Raw genomic sequence first — 15,701 nt, 5'->3', positions numbered from 1 at the left:
TTATTTTATTGCGTCCAGTAGGCGTTGTTATGACGAATCATAGCGCGAAGATCGTGTACATAGGCGATGCCACGTTCAGAATAGGCTAGCAACCCATGCGTTAACTCTGACGCGGTTGCGACCGTTAACAAGCCCTTGTTCTTTTCAGCCAGAGATGTTCTGATTTCACGCAGGTCTGCATACGCTGGGTTTCGATTAACGTTCATAAAGTAGCCATGAACAGACTGTTGTACAGAATCGAATTTTTCAACTTCATGAACTTTGTTAGCGCCACGTTGCGCTGGAACAATTCCACAGCCCTTTTTATAACACCATTGGCCGAACAAGTTGTTTGCTTGAGTAGCAAAACGAGAAGTGCCCCACGCAGATTCATTTGCCGCTTGAGTTAGAACCAAGGCTTCAGGTAAGACGTTCACTCGCACAAGCATCTCATCTAGCCACGTTTGATCAATCTTATCGTTACTCAAGGGCAACGAATACAGAGATGATAACCGCTGAGCATACTCTTGTTGTTCTTGCGTCACTTGTCCCACCTTTAAAGAGGTAAGAAAGGCCCGCTCATGACGAATTCGTTGATTCTCAAGAGCAATTTTAGGCCTTAAAAAATCAAAAAAAGCAGCTTTTTTCTCTTTCGTATCTTTTATTGAATTGAAGTCTGGGATATCACCGATGTATGGCAAGTGTGATAAATCGACATGCTTAATCTTGCCAGAGAGTACGTCAGGATTTTCCACATATTTAAACTGTTTCTCGTAGTGTAAATATGGGCCTATAGAAATGAAAGTGGCGGCTATACAGGTTGCCGCCACTCGTAAACTTATTGATTTCAAAGAATTAGGCATCAAACACCTGTGAGTTACCATCGTGATCATTATCGTTTTTCTGTGTTGTAACGATCTTAAGCTTAATTCCAAACATTTCGCGGTAGAGTATGCCTTTCAAATGGAAGAAGAATGGCAGCACAAAAATCAAGCCAATACCGTAGAACATTGCTGCAATAATAAACATTAACATCACGCCTAAGTAAAGCCCCGCGACCACAAAAATCTTCTTGTTGATTGCGCGAAGTGATAACAGCAACGCTTGCATTGGTGGCACCCTTTTCTCACAAATCAACAAAATAGAGTGACTAAATGCCAAGGAAAGATACAGCGACAGTAAAGGAAAAATCATACCAACCACACCTTGTAGCATTAAGCTCATGAGCGTTGCTAGAATAACAGGAATGGTGAACTGCAACCCCTTTCCAACATGGCGCAACTTAGTCTTCAGGCCAGCGACATGGCTCATAGCCATCAAGCTGATCCCCGCATAAATTGGTGCGCTAATCACCTCATAACTGAAATTCGCGACATAAATAGAAGACACAATATCGTTTGTGAACGACTCTGGGTTCTCAAATGCATCAAGAATAACGCTCAAATCGCCCAACTGCAGTTTTAATGCAATATAGAAAATACCTAACTGGACAAAAAGCAATACAATAATGGCAGGAGAAAATGATAAAAAGTGCTGGATGGTTGCTCGCCAAGCTTCGTTAAAAACCGCGCCAGCTTTAAGCTCGTAGTTGCCAGACAAAGCTCGCTCTACACTCCCCCCAAGATTGAAATCTTTCTCAAAATCGTCGTTCATAGTTTATCCAAGACTAACTTGTAAAATTTTGACTGGAATTCCAGTCAATTAATGTAATCGTCATTATAAAGAAATCTTTCCACATCTAACATCACAACTCACCTACAATCCTTGCAATCTCAACTGTATGGTTGATAATTAACCACTTTCAAGGTCATGAAATTGAAACAATTGTTGAACAAAGTTTAGTGCTATCAAACTGTGTCTAGATGCCAATTAATCTCATAAAAACAGTATGGTAAGGAATGATGGCTTTTTCCTGCAAAATTATTTCTGTTTCAAGATAAGAAAATGCTTTAATTTCACACTTTTGGTGATTATGATGCGCGCCTCAAAAGTGAATGGTTAGTGTCACATCAGCTGGGATAATCCCGGCTTGAACGTGGGGGAAATACAGACGTTGAACGCAAAACCGCAAGCAGGAAAGCCAGTTATTCGTTTATCTGGTATTAGTAAAAGTTTCGATGGTAAGGAAATCATCGGTAATTTAAATCTGGATGTTAATCATGGTGAATTTCTGACGATTCTCGGGCCTTCTGGTTGTGGTAAGACAACAGTTTTACGCATGATTGCAGGTTTTGAAACGGCAGATAACGGTCAAATTATTTTGGATGACCAGGATGTAACACAGGTTCCTGCAGAGCAAAGGCACGTCAACACGGTATTTCAAAGTTACGCATTGTTTCCACACATGACCGTATATGAGAATGTCGCTTTTGGTCTTCGTATGCAGAAAACGCCTACTGCGGACATTGAACCACGAGTAATGGAAGCGCTACGCATGGTGCGCCTAGAAAAAATGGCTCAGCGTAAGCCTCATCAGCTTTCTGGCGGTCAGCAACAACGTATCGCCATTGCGCGTGCGGTTGTTAACAAACCAAAAGTACTGCTGCTAGATGAATCTCTATCTGCACTTGATTACAAACTGCGTAAGCAAATGCAAATCGAGCTTAAACAGCTTCAGCGTCAACTTGGTATTACCTTTATCTTCGTTACGCACGATCAGGAAGAGGCCCTATCGATGTCTGACCGCATTATTGTTATGCGCGACGGTGTTATCGAGCAGGATGGTTCTCCACGTGAGATTTACGAAGAGCCGAAGAACCTATTTGTTGCTCGCTTTATCGGTGAGATCAACGTATTCAACGCAACCATGCTAGAGCGTATCGACGAGAAACGTATCCGTGCAGAAATCGAAGGTGTCGAGTCTGTTGTTTACTACGATCAGGAAGCGCAAGCAGGTGAAAAACTGCAAGTACTACTTCGCCCAGAAGACTTACGTATCGAAGAGATCAAAGAGTCTGAAGAAAAAGGCATCGTAGGTCACGTAACAGAGCGTACCTATAAAGGTATGACGCTTGATTCCGTTATCCAATTGGATTCAGGCATGCGTGTAATGGTTAGCGAATTCTTTAACGAAGATGATCCTGATGTGGACCACTCACTTGGCCAGAAAGTCGCTATCACTTGGGTTGAGAGTTGGGAGGTAGTCCTCAATGATAAGCAAGAAGATTAATCTTCAAAACGCGATCATTACCTTAATCGTCGGTTGGTTAACACTTTTCGTGTTGGTACCAAATGTGATGATTATCGGTACGAGTTTCTTAACGCGTGATGAAGCAAACTTAATCGAAATGACATTTACTTTCGACAACTACTTACGTCTACTCGATCCCTTGTATGCGAAAGTGCTGATGCACTCGTTCTACATGGCGATTGTGGCGACGTTGTTGTGTTTAGTAATTGGTTACCCATTTGCTTACATCATAGCGAAAATGCCAGAGAAATGGCGCCCATTCATGTTGTTCTTAGTTATCGTACCTTTTTGGACAAACTCTCTTATCCGTACTTACGGCCTGAAGATTGTTCTGGGTACACAAGGTATTTTGAACAAATCATTAATGGCGATGGAAATCATCGATAAGCCATTACGTATTATGTACACCGAAACAGCAGTAATGATTGGTCTTGTGTACATCCTGCTTCCATTTATGATTCTGCCGCTTTACTCGGCAATCGAGAAGTTGGACAACACTTATATCGAGGCGGCGAAAGATCTTGGTGCGAACAAGTTCCAAACCATTACGAAAGTGATTCTACCTCTTACAATGCCTGGCATTATCGGTGGTTGTTTGTTGGTTCTGCTACCAGCACTAGGTATGTTCTACATCTCTGACCTTCTTGGTGGTGCGAAGAACCTACTGATTGGTAACGTTATTAAGAGCCAAGTATTGAACGCTCGTGACTGGCCATTTGGTGCTGCGACCAGTATCGCCCTCACCTTCGCAATGGCTGTGATGCTTTACGCTTACTACAGAGCAGGCAAACTATTGAATAAGAAAGTGGAGCTAGACTAATGGGACGCACAGTTAGATTTAGCTTTATGGCGCTGGTGTATGCATTTTTGTATCTGCCAATCATCGTCTTAATTGTTAACTCATTTAATGCCAACAAATTTGGTATGAAATGGGGTGGTTTCACCACGAAATGGTACGAAACCTTAGTAAATAACGACAGCCTAATGCAAGCTGCATGGCATTCATTGAACGTAGCGGTATTCTCAGCGACAGCAGCAACCATCATTGGTAGCTTAACGGCCGTTGCCCTATTCCGTTACTCGTTCAAAGGTAAAGGTGCGGTAAACGGCATGCTGTTTGTCGTGATGATGTCTCCCGATATTGTAATGGCGATTTCATTACTTGCTCTGTTCCTAGTATTAGGCGCACAGCTTGGCTTCTTTACACTATTGATTGCTCACATCACCTTTTGTCTACCATTCGTTGTGGTAACTGTATACAGCCGCTTAAATGGCTTTGATGTGAAAATGTTGGAAGCAGCAAAAGACCTTGGTGCAAGCGAGTGGGTTATCTTGAAACAGATAATCCTTCCTCTCGCTAAACCAGCGGTTGCCGCAGGTTGGCTATTGAGCTTTACCTTGTCTTTGGACGATGTGATCATCAGCTCGTTTGTAACGGGTCCAACATACGAAATCTTGCCATTGAAGATTTACTCAATGGTTAAGGTGGGCATTTCACCGGAAGTTAACGCCCTAGCAACGGTGATGTTGATTGTTTCTTTGGTCTTGGTAGTAATTTCTCAGTTGCTAGCAAGAGAAAAAGTGAAGTAGAATCCGCACCTGTTAACATCACGAAACAGAATGGTTACATGCCATTCTGTTTTTCTATCTATCGTCCAAAATTGGACAACGTTTGGTTTGGAGCTAACGTCAATGAAAAAATGGGCTACTCTATTAGCTGGTAGTGCATGTGCGCTTTCTCTGTTCTCTGGTACAGCGACAGCGGATGATAAAGAACTAGTATTTATGAACTGGGGTCCTTACATCAACAGTAATATCCTAGAGCAATTTACTAAAGAAACTGGCATCAAAGTGATCTACTCGACTTACGAGTCGAACGAAACTTTGTATGCAAAGCTAAAAACTCATAACCAAGGTTATGACCTAGTAGTACCTTCAACGTACTTCGTGGCGAAGATGCGTGACGAAGGCATGCTACAAAAGATCGATAAGACTAAGCTGAAAAACTTCGGCAACCTAGATAAAAACTACCTAGACAAGCCTTACGATCCAAGTAACGACTACTCTATCCCACACGTTGTTGCGATTACAGGCCTAGCGGTTAACGCAGATATGTACGATCCAAACGACTTCCAAAGCTGGGCTGACCTATGGAAGCCTGAGCTTGAAGGTCAAGTAATGTTGATGGACGACACTCGTGAAGTGTTCCATATCGCTCTGCGTAAACTTGGCTACTCAGGTAACTCAAAAGACCCTAAGCAAATCGATGAAGCGTACGCTGAGCTACAAAAGTTGATGCCTAACGTTTTAGTTTTCAACTCTGACAACCCTGGCGCACCTTACATGTCTGGTGAAGTGGGCGTTGGTATGCTTTGGAACGGTAGCGCCGCAGCGGCACAAAGTGAAGGCCTGAACCTTAAACTCGTTTTTCCTAAAGAAGGCGGTATCGGCTGGGTTGATAACTTCGCTATCTCTTCCGGTGCGAAGAACGTAGAAGCCGCTCACAAGATGATTGACTTCCTACTGCGCCCAGAAATCGCAGAGCAAATCTCTCGTGATACTGGCTACCTAACGGCGGTGGAAGAATCGAATGCTAAGTTTAAAGACGTTGCCCCACTGTTCCCTTCTCAAGAAGACCTTGACCGTGTTGAATGGCAAGATGCGGTTGGTGATCTAACCGTTAAGTACGAAGATTATTTCCTCAAGCTGAAAGCGGGACAATAATCTAGCTTGTGTAACAAGTCATCAACCATAGGAAAATAGGCAGCAATACGCTGCCTATTTTTGTCTTAGGCTGATATAATCGCGCGTTGCTAGGTTTATTTGTCTTGGTATCATAGATTTATCGTCTCATAACAAGGAGACAACGATATTCAAGCTAAATGAACATATTTGTGCTTACTGCGATTTGGCTCAACTCGATAACTCCAGCTAGTATTGACTTGTCCAATCGCGAAACAAAACGGAAAACAAATGAAAAGTAAATTCTACGCAAGCGCTCTATGTGCAGCGACGCTCATCGCTACCCCTGCAATGGCTGCTGATCAAGAACTGTATTTCTACAACTGGTCGGAATACATTCCAAACGAAGTTCTTGAAGACTTTACAAAAGAAACCGGAATCAAAGTTATTTACTCTACATACGAATCTAACGAGAGTATGTACGCAAAACTAAAAACTCAAGGTTCTGGTTACGACTTGGTAGTACCGTCTACCTATTTCGTCTCTAAAATGCGTAAAGAAGGCATGCTACAACAGATCGACAAAGAGAAATTATCTCATTTTGCCGATCTTGATACTAACTTCCTAAACAAACCGTTCGATCCGAACAACAACTACTCTATCCCATACATTTGGGGTGCGACCGGTATTGGTATCAATGCTGACATGCTAGACAAATCATCGGTTACTAAGTGGGATGATTTTTGGGATAGTAAGTGGGAAGGTCAACTAATGCTGATGGATGATTCTCGCGAAGTATTCCACATTGCATTGACTAAGCTTGGTTACTCACCAAACACGACTAACCCAGAAGAAATCAAAGCCGCTTACGAAGAACTGAAAAAGCTAATGCCAAACGTATTAGTATTTAACTCAGACTTTCCTGCAAACCCTTACCTTGCGGGTGAAGTTTCACTAGGCATGCTTTGGAACGGTTCTGCATACATGGCTCGTCAAGAAGGTGCGAACATCGACATCATCTGGCCAGAAAAAGGCACTATCTTCTGGATGGACAGCCTAGCAATTCCAGCTGGTGCGAAGAACGTTGACGCAGCTCATAAGATGATCGATTTCCTACTACGTCCTGAGAACGCAGCTAAGATTGCACTAGAGATTGGTTATCCTACGCCAGTTAAAACGGCACACGATCTGCTACCGAAAGAATTTGCTAATGATCCAAGCATCTTCCCACCACAAGAAGTGATGGACAGCGGTACTTGGCAAGATGAAGTTGGCGAAGCGAGCGTAATGTACGATGAGTACTTCCAAAAGCTAAAAGTGAACAACTAATTCGTTAGTTTTAAAGATATGAAAAAGCGGCTCATGAGCCGCTTTTTTGTTCTTAATGACTGTGCCGTCCTAAATAAGGTTGACACTTTCTACCCCCAAAATTGGAGAGTGTTATGAAATCAACAACTAAAAGAACTCAGCGCGATTACTCCCTCGCTTTTAAACTCACTGTAGTTGATGAGGTTGAAAAAGGAAGCCTCACTTACAAACAAGCCCAAGAGAAGTATGGCATCCAAGGTTGCTCTACGGTTTTGGTTTGGCTTCGTAAGCATGGTCTGTCAGCGCCGATGTAAAAATGACCCACTAACGCCGATTTAAAATTGGCCCACCTGAGGCAAACTATCCGTTCGTAAATGGACAAAACGGCGGATTATGATCAATCAGGAGCAACTAGTGGAAATACACGTTTTACATCAGCAAGGGCGAAGCATCCGCCGCATCGCAAAGGATCTGGGTATCTCAAGGAATACAGTTCGCACTTATCTTCGAGATAAAAGCAAAGCGCCTGTGTATCCCGAGCGGCAATCTCGACCAACCAAACTGCAGCCTTACCATGACTACTTGCGCACCCGCATTGAAGCCGCAAAGCCTTATTGGATACCCGCAACTGTCTTACTACGTGAGCTGAAATCTCTCGGTTACGAAGGCGGTATAACGATGCTCAAAGAGCACATCAGGCAGTACAAACCGAGTACGCCAATCGACCCTGTCGTTCGATTCGAGACATTGCCAGGTGAGCAGATGCAAGTCGACTTTACGACCATCACCCATTACGGTGTACGTGTTAAAGCCTTCGTGGCAACGCTTGGTTATAGCAGAGCGACCTTCGTTCGCTTTAGTGAACGAGAGCGCCAAGAAGACTGGATACAAGGTCTTGAAGAAGCGTTTGAATACTTCGGCGGCGTCCCTAAAGAAGTTCTGTTCGATAATGCGAAAGCCATCATGATAGAGCGTGATGCTTATGGTGAAGGTGAACACCGCTGGAATCCAGCACTGCTCACCGCCGCCAAGAAATACAGTTTTAAACCAAGAGCCTGTCGTCCATATCGCGCAAAGACCAAAGGGAAAGTGGAGCGCTTTAACTCTTACTTGAAGAATAGCTTCGTCACTCCGCTTGCGGCGACACTCAAGCAGCACGGTCTTAAAATCACCGTCGATGTTCTTAATGGGCATATCGGCGCATGGCTAGAAACCGTCGCTCATCAACGAACTCATAGAACGACAGGTGCAAAGCCTCAAGTTCTCTTAGATGAAGAGCGCTTTATACTTCAGCTACTCCCATCGCCAACGCGCCCAGTCACAACCCTAACAATGAGTGATAATGTGGTGCCGCTGGAGAGCTTCCAGCACCCACTATCAACGTATGATGCACTGTTGGAGGTGCGACCATGAACCTTCAAATGAATCGCATTGAAGCTGCCTGTGCAGCGCTGAAGCTACAAGCTATCGGTCAGGAATGGCCGAGATTAGCAGAAGCCGCCAACCATCGTGAACTAAGTCTAGCCGATTACTTAGAGTCACTTCTGAACGCAGAGTTGGAAGCACGAGCGGAACGCACAAGAGCCACACTGACTAAGTTCGCCAGCTTTCCAATGAAAAAAACGTTCGATGACTACGACTTCAAGTTCGCAACAGGCGCTCCGAGAAAGCAGCTCAAAGAGCTAACAGGGTTGGCCTTCATCGAGCGAAAGGAAAACGTGGTGCTACTTGGGCCAAGTGGCGTTGGCAAAAGTCACCTTGCGGTAAGCTTGGGTCACATAGCGGTTCAAAAGGGTTTAAAGACAAGGTTCATCACGGCAGCAGACTTGATGCTTCAACTCTCCACTGCGAAAGCTCAAGGTAAACTTGAAAGCTACTTGAGACGCAGTGTTCTCGCTCCAAAGCTCCTTATCGTCGATGAAATCGGGTATCTACCGTTCGGCAGAGAGGAAGCGAACTTGTTCTTCAATGTCATCGCCAAGCGTTATGAGCAAGGCAGCATTATCGTGACTAGTAATCTGCCGTTCTCCCAATGGTCAAATGCGTTCGCCGACGATACGACCTTGACGGCAGCTTTACTCGATAGGCTTCTTCATCACTCGCACATCGTACAAATCAGCGGTGAAAGCTATCGATTAAAAGGAAAGAAGGCGGCTGGAACCATACCAACGGTTCTGGAAAACCTATCTGAAAGTAGAAGTTAATTACATGGGTGGGTCAGTTTTACTTCGGCGATAACGTCGATAAGTGGGTCAAATTTAAACTGGCGTTGACAGGTCGACTAGATTGGTCTAAAGGGACACCTAACTTTATGTCCAAAGGAGACTCTATGACCGAGTTCAATTCACCTCCTACACCAGAGCAACGTATTAAAGAGCTTGAGAAGCAGCTCGAAGATGCTCAACTCAAAGCCGACTTCTTTGAAGCTGTCGTGAACGTTATGGAACGTGACTATGGTGTTAGAGTGACAAAAAAGCACAAAGAAGCGTTGTCCAAGAGAAAACCATAGTAGGTTTGAGCGTTACGAAGTTTTGTCAGTTAGTACAAATCTCTCGCCAAGCTTATTATAAGCAATGCCAAACTCAATCTCGTTGTGAACATCATGAGCATGCTGTCATTGGCTTTGTCCGTGAAGTCAGGCTGAAGCAGCCACGCATTGGCACGCGTAAACTGAAGTTCTTAGCAGCAACAAAGGGCATTCAAATAGGTCGCGATAAGCTCTTTGAACTTCTCAGAAAGCATCGGCTGTTAGTGAGAGCAAGACGAGCCTATCACCGAACGACTGACAGCCGTCATCGATTTTTCTGTCACCCAAACAAAGTGAAAGATGGGCTGACACCAACGAAGCCAGAACAACTGTGGGTTGCTGATATTACTTACTTGCCAACTCAAAATGGAGAGAGTTATCTCAGCTTGGTTACAGACGCTTATTCAAGGAAGATTGTTGGTTTTTATGTGGATGACAACATGAAAACTCAATCAGTTAAGCGGGCATTTATCTCAGCTCTCAGGCAACGGCAGAGTGAAGAAAAGCTAATACACCACTCAGATAGAGGCTCACAATACTGTTCGAAGGAATATCAAGATATCCATAAGAAACATAGAGTGACTTGCTCAATGACAGACGGGTATGACTGTTATCAGAATGCTTTAGCTGAGCGTGTAAATGGGATACTCAAAATGGAGCTCTTGCTGAAGAAACCGAAAGATCTGAAAGAAGCAAGGACGATGGTAGCAGAGTCCGTAGATATCTATAATCAAATGAGGCCTCATACGGCTTTAAAATACAAAACGCCCGATGAAGTACATCGAGCGTTTTAGTTAAAAAGTGTCAACCCATATCAGGACGGGTCAGACAAGACAAACACTCTTCCTGTTGAAGTTATTACGCTCTTTCTTTTCCTTCTAGAGCCAGTATCTCGTCAACTAATTTTGGAACCTCAACGCTTGCTTTTCCGTAGCGTTTTTCCTCAAATTCACTTTCTACCGCACTAGGTTCTAGGTTAATTTCAATGGTATGTGCGCCGTGCATTTTTGCATCATGAACAAAACCTGCTGCGGGATACACAACGCCAGAAGTCCCAATAGAAATAAACAAATCTGCTTCTTCTAATGACGCGTAGATATCACCCATTCGCAGTGGCATTTCACCAAACCAAACAATATGTGGTCGCATTTGTGAAGGGATCTGACAACAGTGACAAAGTTCGCCTGTCTTAATGTCCTCATTGTGCTCTACTACTTGGTTAGATTCACTACAGCGCGCCTTGAGCAACTCACCATGCATGTGAATCACATTCTGACTGCCGCCTCTTTCGTGAAGGTTGTCTATATTTTGAGTGATGACCGTCACTTTACCTTCTAACTCAGCCTCTAAACGACCTAATGCTTCATGCGCTGCATTAGGCTTTATCGCATTATCTTGAAGTTTCTTGCGGCGTTGGTTGTAAAAATCTTGAACAAGGTCCGGATCGCGAGCAAACCCTTCAGGCGTTGCTACATCTTCGATACGGTGATTCTCCCATAGGCCATCTTGCGCACGAAATGTTTGAATACCAGATTCGGCCGAGATACCTGCACCAGTAAGTACTACAATATTTCTATAAGGGAAATTCATAACTCATCCTTGCTGTTTTTTCATTAGCTTAACACTGAAAGAATAGCAACAGTAGTAATATGGATTAGACCATAGTCGTAATGGTCACTATTAGAATTACAATTTAAGAGGAACAGCAATGAGACAAGTATCTCTAACGTTTACATTGCTTCTGACTTTGGCAGGCTGTCAACTTACCAATGTTGAAGGCGAAGTCGATGATGTAAAGGTAAGAGTCAGCACCAATGATGATGACCATCGAGGTAATGGTAATTTCTGTCCTCCGGGCCAAGCCAAGAAAGACAATTGCTAAAAGAGCGGCTTTATGCCGCTCCCATATTGGCCTCAATCCTCGTTGGTCGAAGATATTTTATGAATGGCTAGGTCAGCGCCATTGAATTCGTCTTCTTCTGAAAGCCTCAGTCCCATACTGGTATTAATCGCACCGTAGACTACAAGTGCACCAAGCGCTGCGATGGAAAGGCCCAAAAGCGTTCCTAGAAGCTGAACGATAATGCTCACGCCACCTAGCCCACCCAATGCGCTTTGACCAAAAATCCCAGCGGCAATACCACCCCAAGCGCCACATACACCGTGTAAAGGCCAGACACCCAGCACATCATCAATCTTGGTTTTGTTTTGTAGGTGGGTAAAAAGATAAACAAATAGCACGCCAGCAATCGCACCTGTCACTAAAGCACCGATAGGATGCATTAAGTCTGAGCCCGCACATACAGCAACCAAGCCAGCCAGTGGGCCGTTATGAATAAAGCCAGGGTCATTCTTACCAGCCAACAATGACGCGACAATGCCTCCGACCATTGCCATCAATGAGTTCATAGCCACCAAGCCACTTATGCCTGACACAGTTTGAGCTGACATGACGTTGAAGCCAAACCACCCCACACATAAGATCCAAGCTCCCAAGGCCAAAAATGGAATATTCGAAGGTGCAAAGTTGGTGTGCTTTCCTGCTCGAACTCTGCCTTTTCTCATGCCCAAAAACACGACGGCAACAAGCGCTATCCAGCCGCCAACACCATGCACAACGACTGAACCTGCAAAATCGTGGAAGCCATAACCAAAGGTATTTTCAAACCAAGCTTGAACACCAAAGTTTCCGTTCCAGATCATTCCCTCAAATAACGGGTATACGATGCCGACAGTGAAAAATGTTGCGATTAGAATCGGATAAAAACGAGCTCGTTCTGCAATACCACCAGAAACAATAGCAGGAATCGCTGCAGCGAAAGTCAGCAAGAAAAAGAACTTCACCAACTCGTAACCATTGCCTTGAGATAACGTCTCTGCATCGGCAAAGAAGGTGCCGCCATAAGCGACCCAGTATCCAATGAAAAAATACGCAATGGCGGAAATACCGAAATCGGCCAAGATTTTAACTAAAGCATTAACTTGGTTCTTTTGGCGCACGGTTCCTACTTCAAGAAAAGCAAAACCAGCATGCATCAAAAAAACCATGATTGCGCCAAGTAGTAAGAAAAGTGTGTCGGAACTTTGCGTGAGAGTTTGTACAGCGCCGTGTACCTGATTGGCAGTTACACTCATTATGATTGTCTCCGTTGATCTGTAGCGCACTTATCCTGTGCATCAAAGTTAGGCTCATCACCAATTTGGTGAACTTAATTTATAGAGCGTCTAACAGAGCAATTCTCATTCCACAATTTACATTTCTAACACTTACACTTTAATTTATTGTTTTGTATGAACTTTAATAAAACTACGCATTCTTGAAATGGTGCTTAACACGCTAATAAGTGCACCAATATGGTTTTAGTGCACCAACATAATGCGCACCATATAGCTCAACAAAACGTAAAAGCCACCTCATGAGAGGTGGCTTATATACTGAATTGCTAACTAAAGGGGTTTATCGAGTGATCTTCCCTGCTTTTACATCTTCTAACCAACGTCCTTCGACAAGATAGGGAGGAAGCCAACCAGTTTCAACAGATAGACGGTTGCCTTTGTCGTACCATATTAACTTCTACTAAGCGTGCCTATTGTGCTCTTTAATCATTTCTGCGATTTCCTTGCGTCCCCACTCATAAGTAAACGCTATAGCGTCCATGTCTTTCATAGAGTTACCAGTATATTTTACCTTTGTATCTATACCAGCTTTTAGTAATAGCTCCACAATATTTTTATGACCTGCATGGATCGCAGCAAACAATGGGTTGCAGTCTGGTTCAGATATATCCATCACTGCATTTCTTTCTAGAAAATAGGTAAGTAAGTCTAAATGACCTTCATATGCAGCTGTATTTAAAGGAGTTACACCTGAAGGCCCCCCCTTAACATTTACATCAATACCTAGATTCACCAGAAGCTCTACAATTTTATCTTGCCCTTGCTCCGTTGCGATATGCAACCAAGAACCCAGAGGCGTAATTAGATGAAGTAATTTGTCATCTCCTGAGAGAATTTTTTCAACCTCACTCACGTCACCGGATCTAATCGCGGCCATTACATCTTTTGCGCTATGCTCACCTGCCATATTTATCTCCTCAGCTGCGGTTTTAACCAGTAATTTTAAAGCATTAACTATATCACCGCGTTTACCCAACATTTATCTGTCACTTTAAGAGTATCAACAACCTGCCGCAACGCATAAATATCATACTGACCTTGAATCCGATTTGGAGCCCACACTAAGTTCTCCCTGCGGATTGCTATTAGCTCTTTGCGCTCATCTAAATCTTCATTGATATACATTTGGTAGTCAGCGACATCATTTGGTGTCAATTGAGGTTCCGCCTTTCTCTTCATGCTAACTTTCTTTTTATTATCAGACATTTAATCCAGTCCTAATTCTACGTTAAATTCCTTTACATTAACTGAAGAAACCTCTCCAGCATCAGAAATAGCCGCTGCGGTGTGAATATATCTAACAGGAGTTTTTTTTCTCAATGCTTTTTATACTTCTGGCCGCTTTCCATTCGGTTGTATCTTTGTCCTTTTGAGCCATTAGAACAGTAATTGCAGTTGCATATTCAGTTGTCCCTTGCTGATATGCCATGTTACCTATCTTACGGCTGCGCAGCGGGCTGCTCCCTCCTTTGGCCTCAACAATTATAATTTCACCTAGTGGCGGCTCTGCCACCTAGTAAACCATATCAAAATCGCCCGGCTTCTAAATTTACCTTAGGGATGAAGCAGCTTAGCATTAGGACGTTTACTCCGGACAAAGTCATCCGCGGCTAACTCACCAATTTTTGCAGATTTCTGATTAATCTTGGCGATTTGAGCGTTATATCCATCTTCGCCAGTTCGAGCCTTCCTAGCCTCTTAACGTTCTTTCAAACACTCTTCAATTTTTGCTTTGTTTCGTTTTATTAGCTCATAATCACTCATATAGATTTCTGAGTTTTTTTATACTCTGCTTTATTCAGCACAAGATCTTCAGTGAAGATCGTGCAACCTTCTTCCCCGCCAACTTTCTCAGAGTCAAAAACATGCGCATTGACAAATTCCTCAATCCCAACAACATACTGCACTTCGTGTCTGCTGCCATCTTCTCCGACGGATGACTCTTTTGCAGCGTTTAAAATCTGATCGCAAACCTCTTGGGGGACATCGCTTTGGGCCTGATACTCTGCCTACATTTGACCCAAGCGTTTTAGCCCTTCTTCACACAAGAAGCCTGTTGGGTCAATCCACTGGATAGGATTGACTGCATATTGGTAATGCCACTATTGACAGTTCAACTAACAAGCTCCCAATCATAAATATAAAAGCCACCTCGTAAGAGATGGCTAAAAAAATACCCGAGGAGCTCTAAAAAGGACGCCATTCACTTTCTGACTTAAATACCACTCCTGAAAAATCTTTGTTCTCGATTAATTCAGCCAGTTTTTCATCGACACATAATAACCACTCGATAGCATCCAGTTGAAATATAGTTTTCTGCATTTCAATATCTTTCTTAAGGACAACTCGATCAATTGAATCAACCTCTCCATCAAACTCACTAAATATTGAATGATTTCTATCCAGTAAATCGCAAATCGCAAGAACATTTAAAAAATAGTATTCACCAAAACTTTTACCTTGGTAATTAACCTCAATCGGTAGGAATTCAACTTCACTCGTTTGTGTGTGCTTAGAAATTAAATCAGATAACCGTCGACTCACGATTAATAAAGGACCACTAAGAAAACTATCCGCAGGCTTGTCATCTGATATGACATCAATAGTAACTTTTGGCCATTTGTCTCCTAGGGCAACGCCTCCCGTCAGATTCAATCCTATTAATACACTAGACTGCGTTACTTTGCCTTGAGTAAAATCGGAGTCTCTATCTACCTTGTTGGTCCAAATTTTAAGTGTCATTACTACTTCCTACTTTTCCATTGCGGATCATCCAATTGCGATCGAGCTTCATTCTTTTCCAGAGCATTCCTAATGTTACTTTCTGTTTTTCCAATT

At 43.3% G+C, this 15,701-nt stretch carries 15 protein-coding genes and 3 pseudogenes; 10 read left to right on the top strand and 8 right to left on the bottom strand.

Going from position 1 to position 15,701, the window contains the following annotated elements; translation table 11 throughout:
* Window positions 1-5: 5 nt before the first annotated feature.
* On the bottom strand, window positions 6-842 hold the full coding sequence (locus tag H9L11_RS14775) for a glucosaminidase domain-containing protein (protein WP_025766642.1): 837 nt from the start codon (window positions 840-842) through the stop codon (window positions 6-8).
* Window positions 835-1,632 (bottom strand): hypothetical protein, encoded by a 798-nt coding sequence (locus H9L11_RS14770; protein ID WP_005389175.1) that lies wholly within the window; start codon window positions 1,630-1,632, stop codon window positions 835-837. The genes H9L11_RS14775 and H9L11_RS14770 overlap by 8 nt, the downstream gene beginning before the upstream one ends.
* 400 nt (window positions 1,633-2,032) lie before the next feature.
* On the opposite strand from H9L11_RS14770, the gene potA reads away from it, so the two are divergent.
* The 9 genes and pseudogenes from potA to H9L11_RS14720 form a co-directional block, all read left to right on the top strand.
* Window positions 2,033-3,148: a spermidine/putrescine ABC transporter ATP-binding protein PotA gene (gene potA / locus H9L11_RS14765; RefSeq protein ID WP_017634901.1), complete on the top strand. Its 1,116-nt coding sequence runs from the start codon at window positions 2,033-2,035 to the stop codon at window positions 3,146-3,148.
* Window positions 3,129-3,989: a spermidine/putrescine ABC transporter permease PotB gene (gene potB / locus H9L11_RS14760; RefSeq protein ID WP_005377512.1), complete on the top strand. Its 861-nt coding sequence runs from the start codon at window positions 3,129-3,131 to the stop codon at window positions 3,987-3,989. The genes potA and potB overlap by 20 nt, the downstream gene beginning before the upstream one ends.
* Entirely contained in the window at window positions 3,989-4,759 is a 771-nt protein-coding gene (gene potC, locus H9L11_RS14755; RefSeq protein WP_005389180.1) for a spermidine/putrescine ABC transporter permease PotC, read from the top strand. Before potB ends, potC begins: the two co-directional genes overlap by 1 nt.
* A 102-nt stretch (window positions 4,760-4,861) precedes the next feature.
* The gene (locus tag H9L11_RS14750; RefSeq protein WP_017634902.1) at window positions 4,862-5,893 is read left to right on the top strand and encodes an extracellular solute-binding protein; all 1,032 of its coding nucleotides are present in this window, start codon (window positions 4,862-4,864) and stop codon (window positions 5,891-5,893) included.
* Window positions 5,894-6,142: 249 nt separating this feature from the next.
* Window positions 6,143-7,180 carry an extracellular solute-binding protein gene (locus H9L11_RS14745; protein ID WP_025766646.1) on the top strand — a complete coding sequence of 346 codons (1,038 nt, stop codon included), beginning with the start codon at window positions 6,143-6,145 and terminating at the stop codon, window positions 7,178-7,180.
* A gap of 113 nt (window positions 7,181-7,293) precedes the next feature.
* Window positions 7,294-7,455, top strand: a pseudogene (locus H9L11_RS14740) (IS3 family transposase); the annotation flags it as partial.
* A gap of 97 nt (window positions 7,456-7,552) precedes the next feature.
* Window positions 7,553-8,572: an IS21 family transposase gene (gene istA / locus H9L11_RS14735; protein WP_205390739.1), complete on the top strand. Its 1,020-nt coding sequence runs from the start codon at window positions 7,553-7,555 to the stop codon at window positions 8,570-8,572.
* Entirely contained in the window at window positions 8,569-9,363 is a 795-nt protein-coding gene (gene istB / locus H9L11_RS14730; RefSeq protein ID WP_205390738.1) for an IS21-like element helper ATPase IstB, read from the top strand. The genes istA and istB overlap by 4 nt, the downstream gene beginning before the upstream one ends.
* 71 nt (window positions 9,364-9,434) lie before the next feature.
* Window positions 9,435-10,480 (top strand): annotated as a pseudogene (locus tag H9L11_RS14720) (IS3 family transposase); the annotation flags it as partial.
* A 64-nt stretch (window positions 10,481-10,544) separates the two neighbouring features.
* On the opposite strand, the gene cobB reads toward H9L11_RS14720, so the two are convergent.
* The gene (gene cobB, locus H9L11_RS14715; protein ID WP_005377522.1) at window positions 10,545-11,276 is read right to left on the bottom strand and encodes a Sir2 family NAD+-dependent deacetylase; all 732 of its coding nucleotides are present in this window, start codon (window positions 11,274-11,276) and stop codon (window positions 10,545-10,547) included.
* A gap of 118 nt (window positions 11,277-11,394) precedes the next feature.
* Between cobB and H9L11_RS14710 the strand changes: the two genes are divergently transcribed.
* On the top strand, window positions 11,395-11,568 hold the full coding sequence (locus H9L11_RS14710) for a hypothetical protein (protein WP_005377524.1): 174 nt from the start codon (window positions 11,395-11,397) through the stop codon (window positions 11,566-11,568).
* Between the two features lie 32 nt (window positions 11,569-11,600).
* Here the strand turns inward: H9L11_RS14710 and H9L11_RS14705 are convergent, their stop codons facing one another.
* The 5 genes and pseudogenes from H9L11_RS14705 to H9L11_RS14690 all read right to left on the bottom strand — a co-directional run bounded on the left by H9L11_RS14705 (window position 11,601) and on the right by H9L11_RS14690 (window position 15,605).
* Window positions 11,601-12,821 carry an ammonium transporter gene (locus H9L11_RS14705; RefSeq protein ID WP_053307100.1) on the bottom strand — a complete coding sequence of 407 codons (1,221 nt, stop codon included), beginning with the start codon at window positions 12,819-12,821 and terminating at the stop codon, window positions 11,601-11,603.
* A 442-nt stretch (window positions 12,822-13,263) separates the two neighbouring features.
* Entirely contained in the window at window positions 13,264-13,842 is a 579-nt protein-coding gene (locus H9L11_RS14700; RefSeq protein WP_225455420.1) for an ankyrin repeat domain-containing protein, read from the bottom strand.
* Window positions 13,818-14,069 carry a hypothetical protein gene (locus H9L11_RS14695; RefSeq protein ID WP_033905296.1) on the bottom strand — a complete coding sequence of 84 codons (252 nt, stop codon included), beginning with the start codon at window positions 14,067-14,069 and terminating at the stop codon, window positions 13,818-13,820. Before H9L11_RS14695 ends, H9L11_RS14700 begins: the two co-directional genes overlap by 25 nt.
* Window positions 14,070-14,962: pseudogene (locus tag H9L11_RS23545) on the bottom strand (type IV secretion protein Rhs); the annotation flags it as partial.
* 88 nt (window positions 14,963-15,050) lie between these two features.
* Window positions 15,051-15,605, bottom strand: a complete 555-nt coding sequence (locus tag H9L11_RS14690) for a DUF1629 domain-containing protein (RefSeq protein ID WP_033905294.1) — start codon at window positions 15,603-15,605, stop codon at window positions 15,051-15,053.
* Window positions 15,606-15,701 lie beyond the last annotated feature (96 nt).

Source organism: Vibrio sp. sp1, assembly GCF_016920955.1.
GTDB lineage: Bacteria > Pseudomonadota > Gammaproteobacteria > Enterobacterales > Vibrionaceae > Vibrio > Vibrio alginolyticus.
This window is presented reverse-complemented; position numbering and strand designations above follow the sequence as displayed.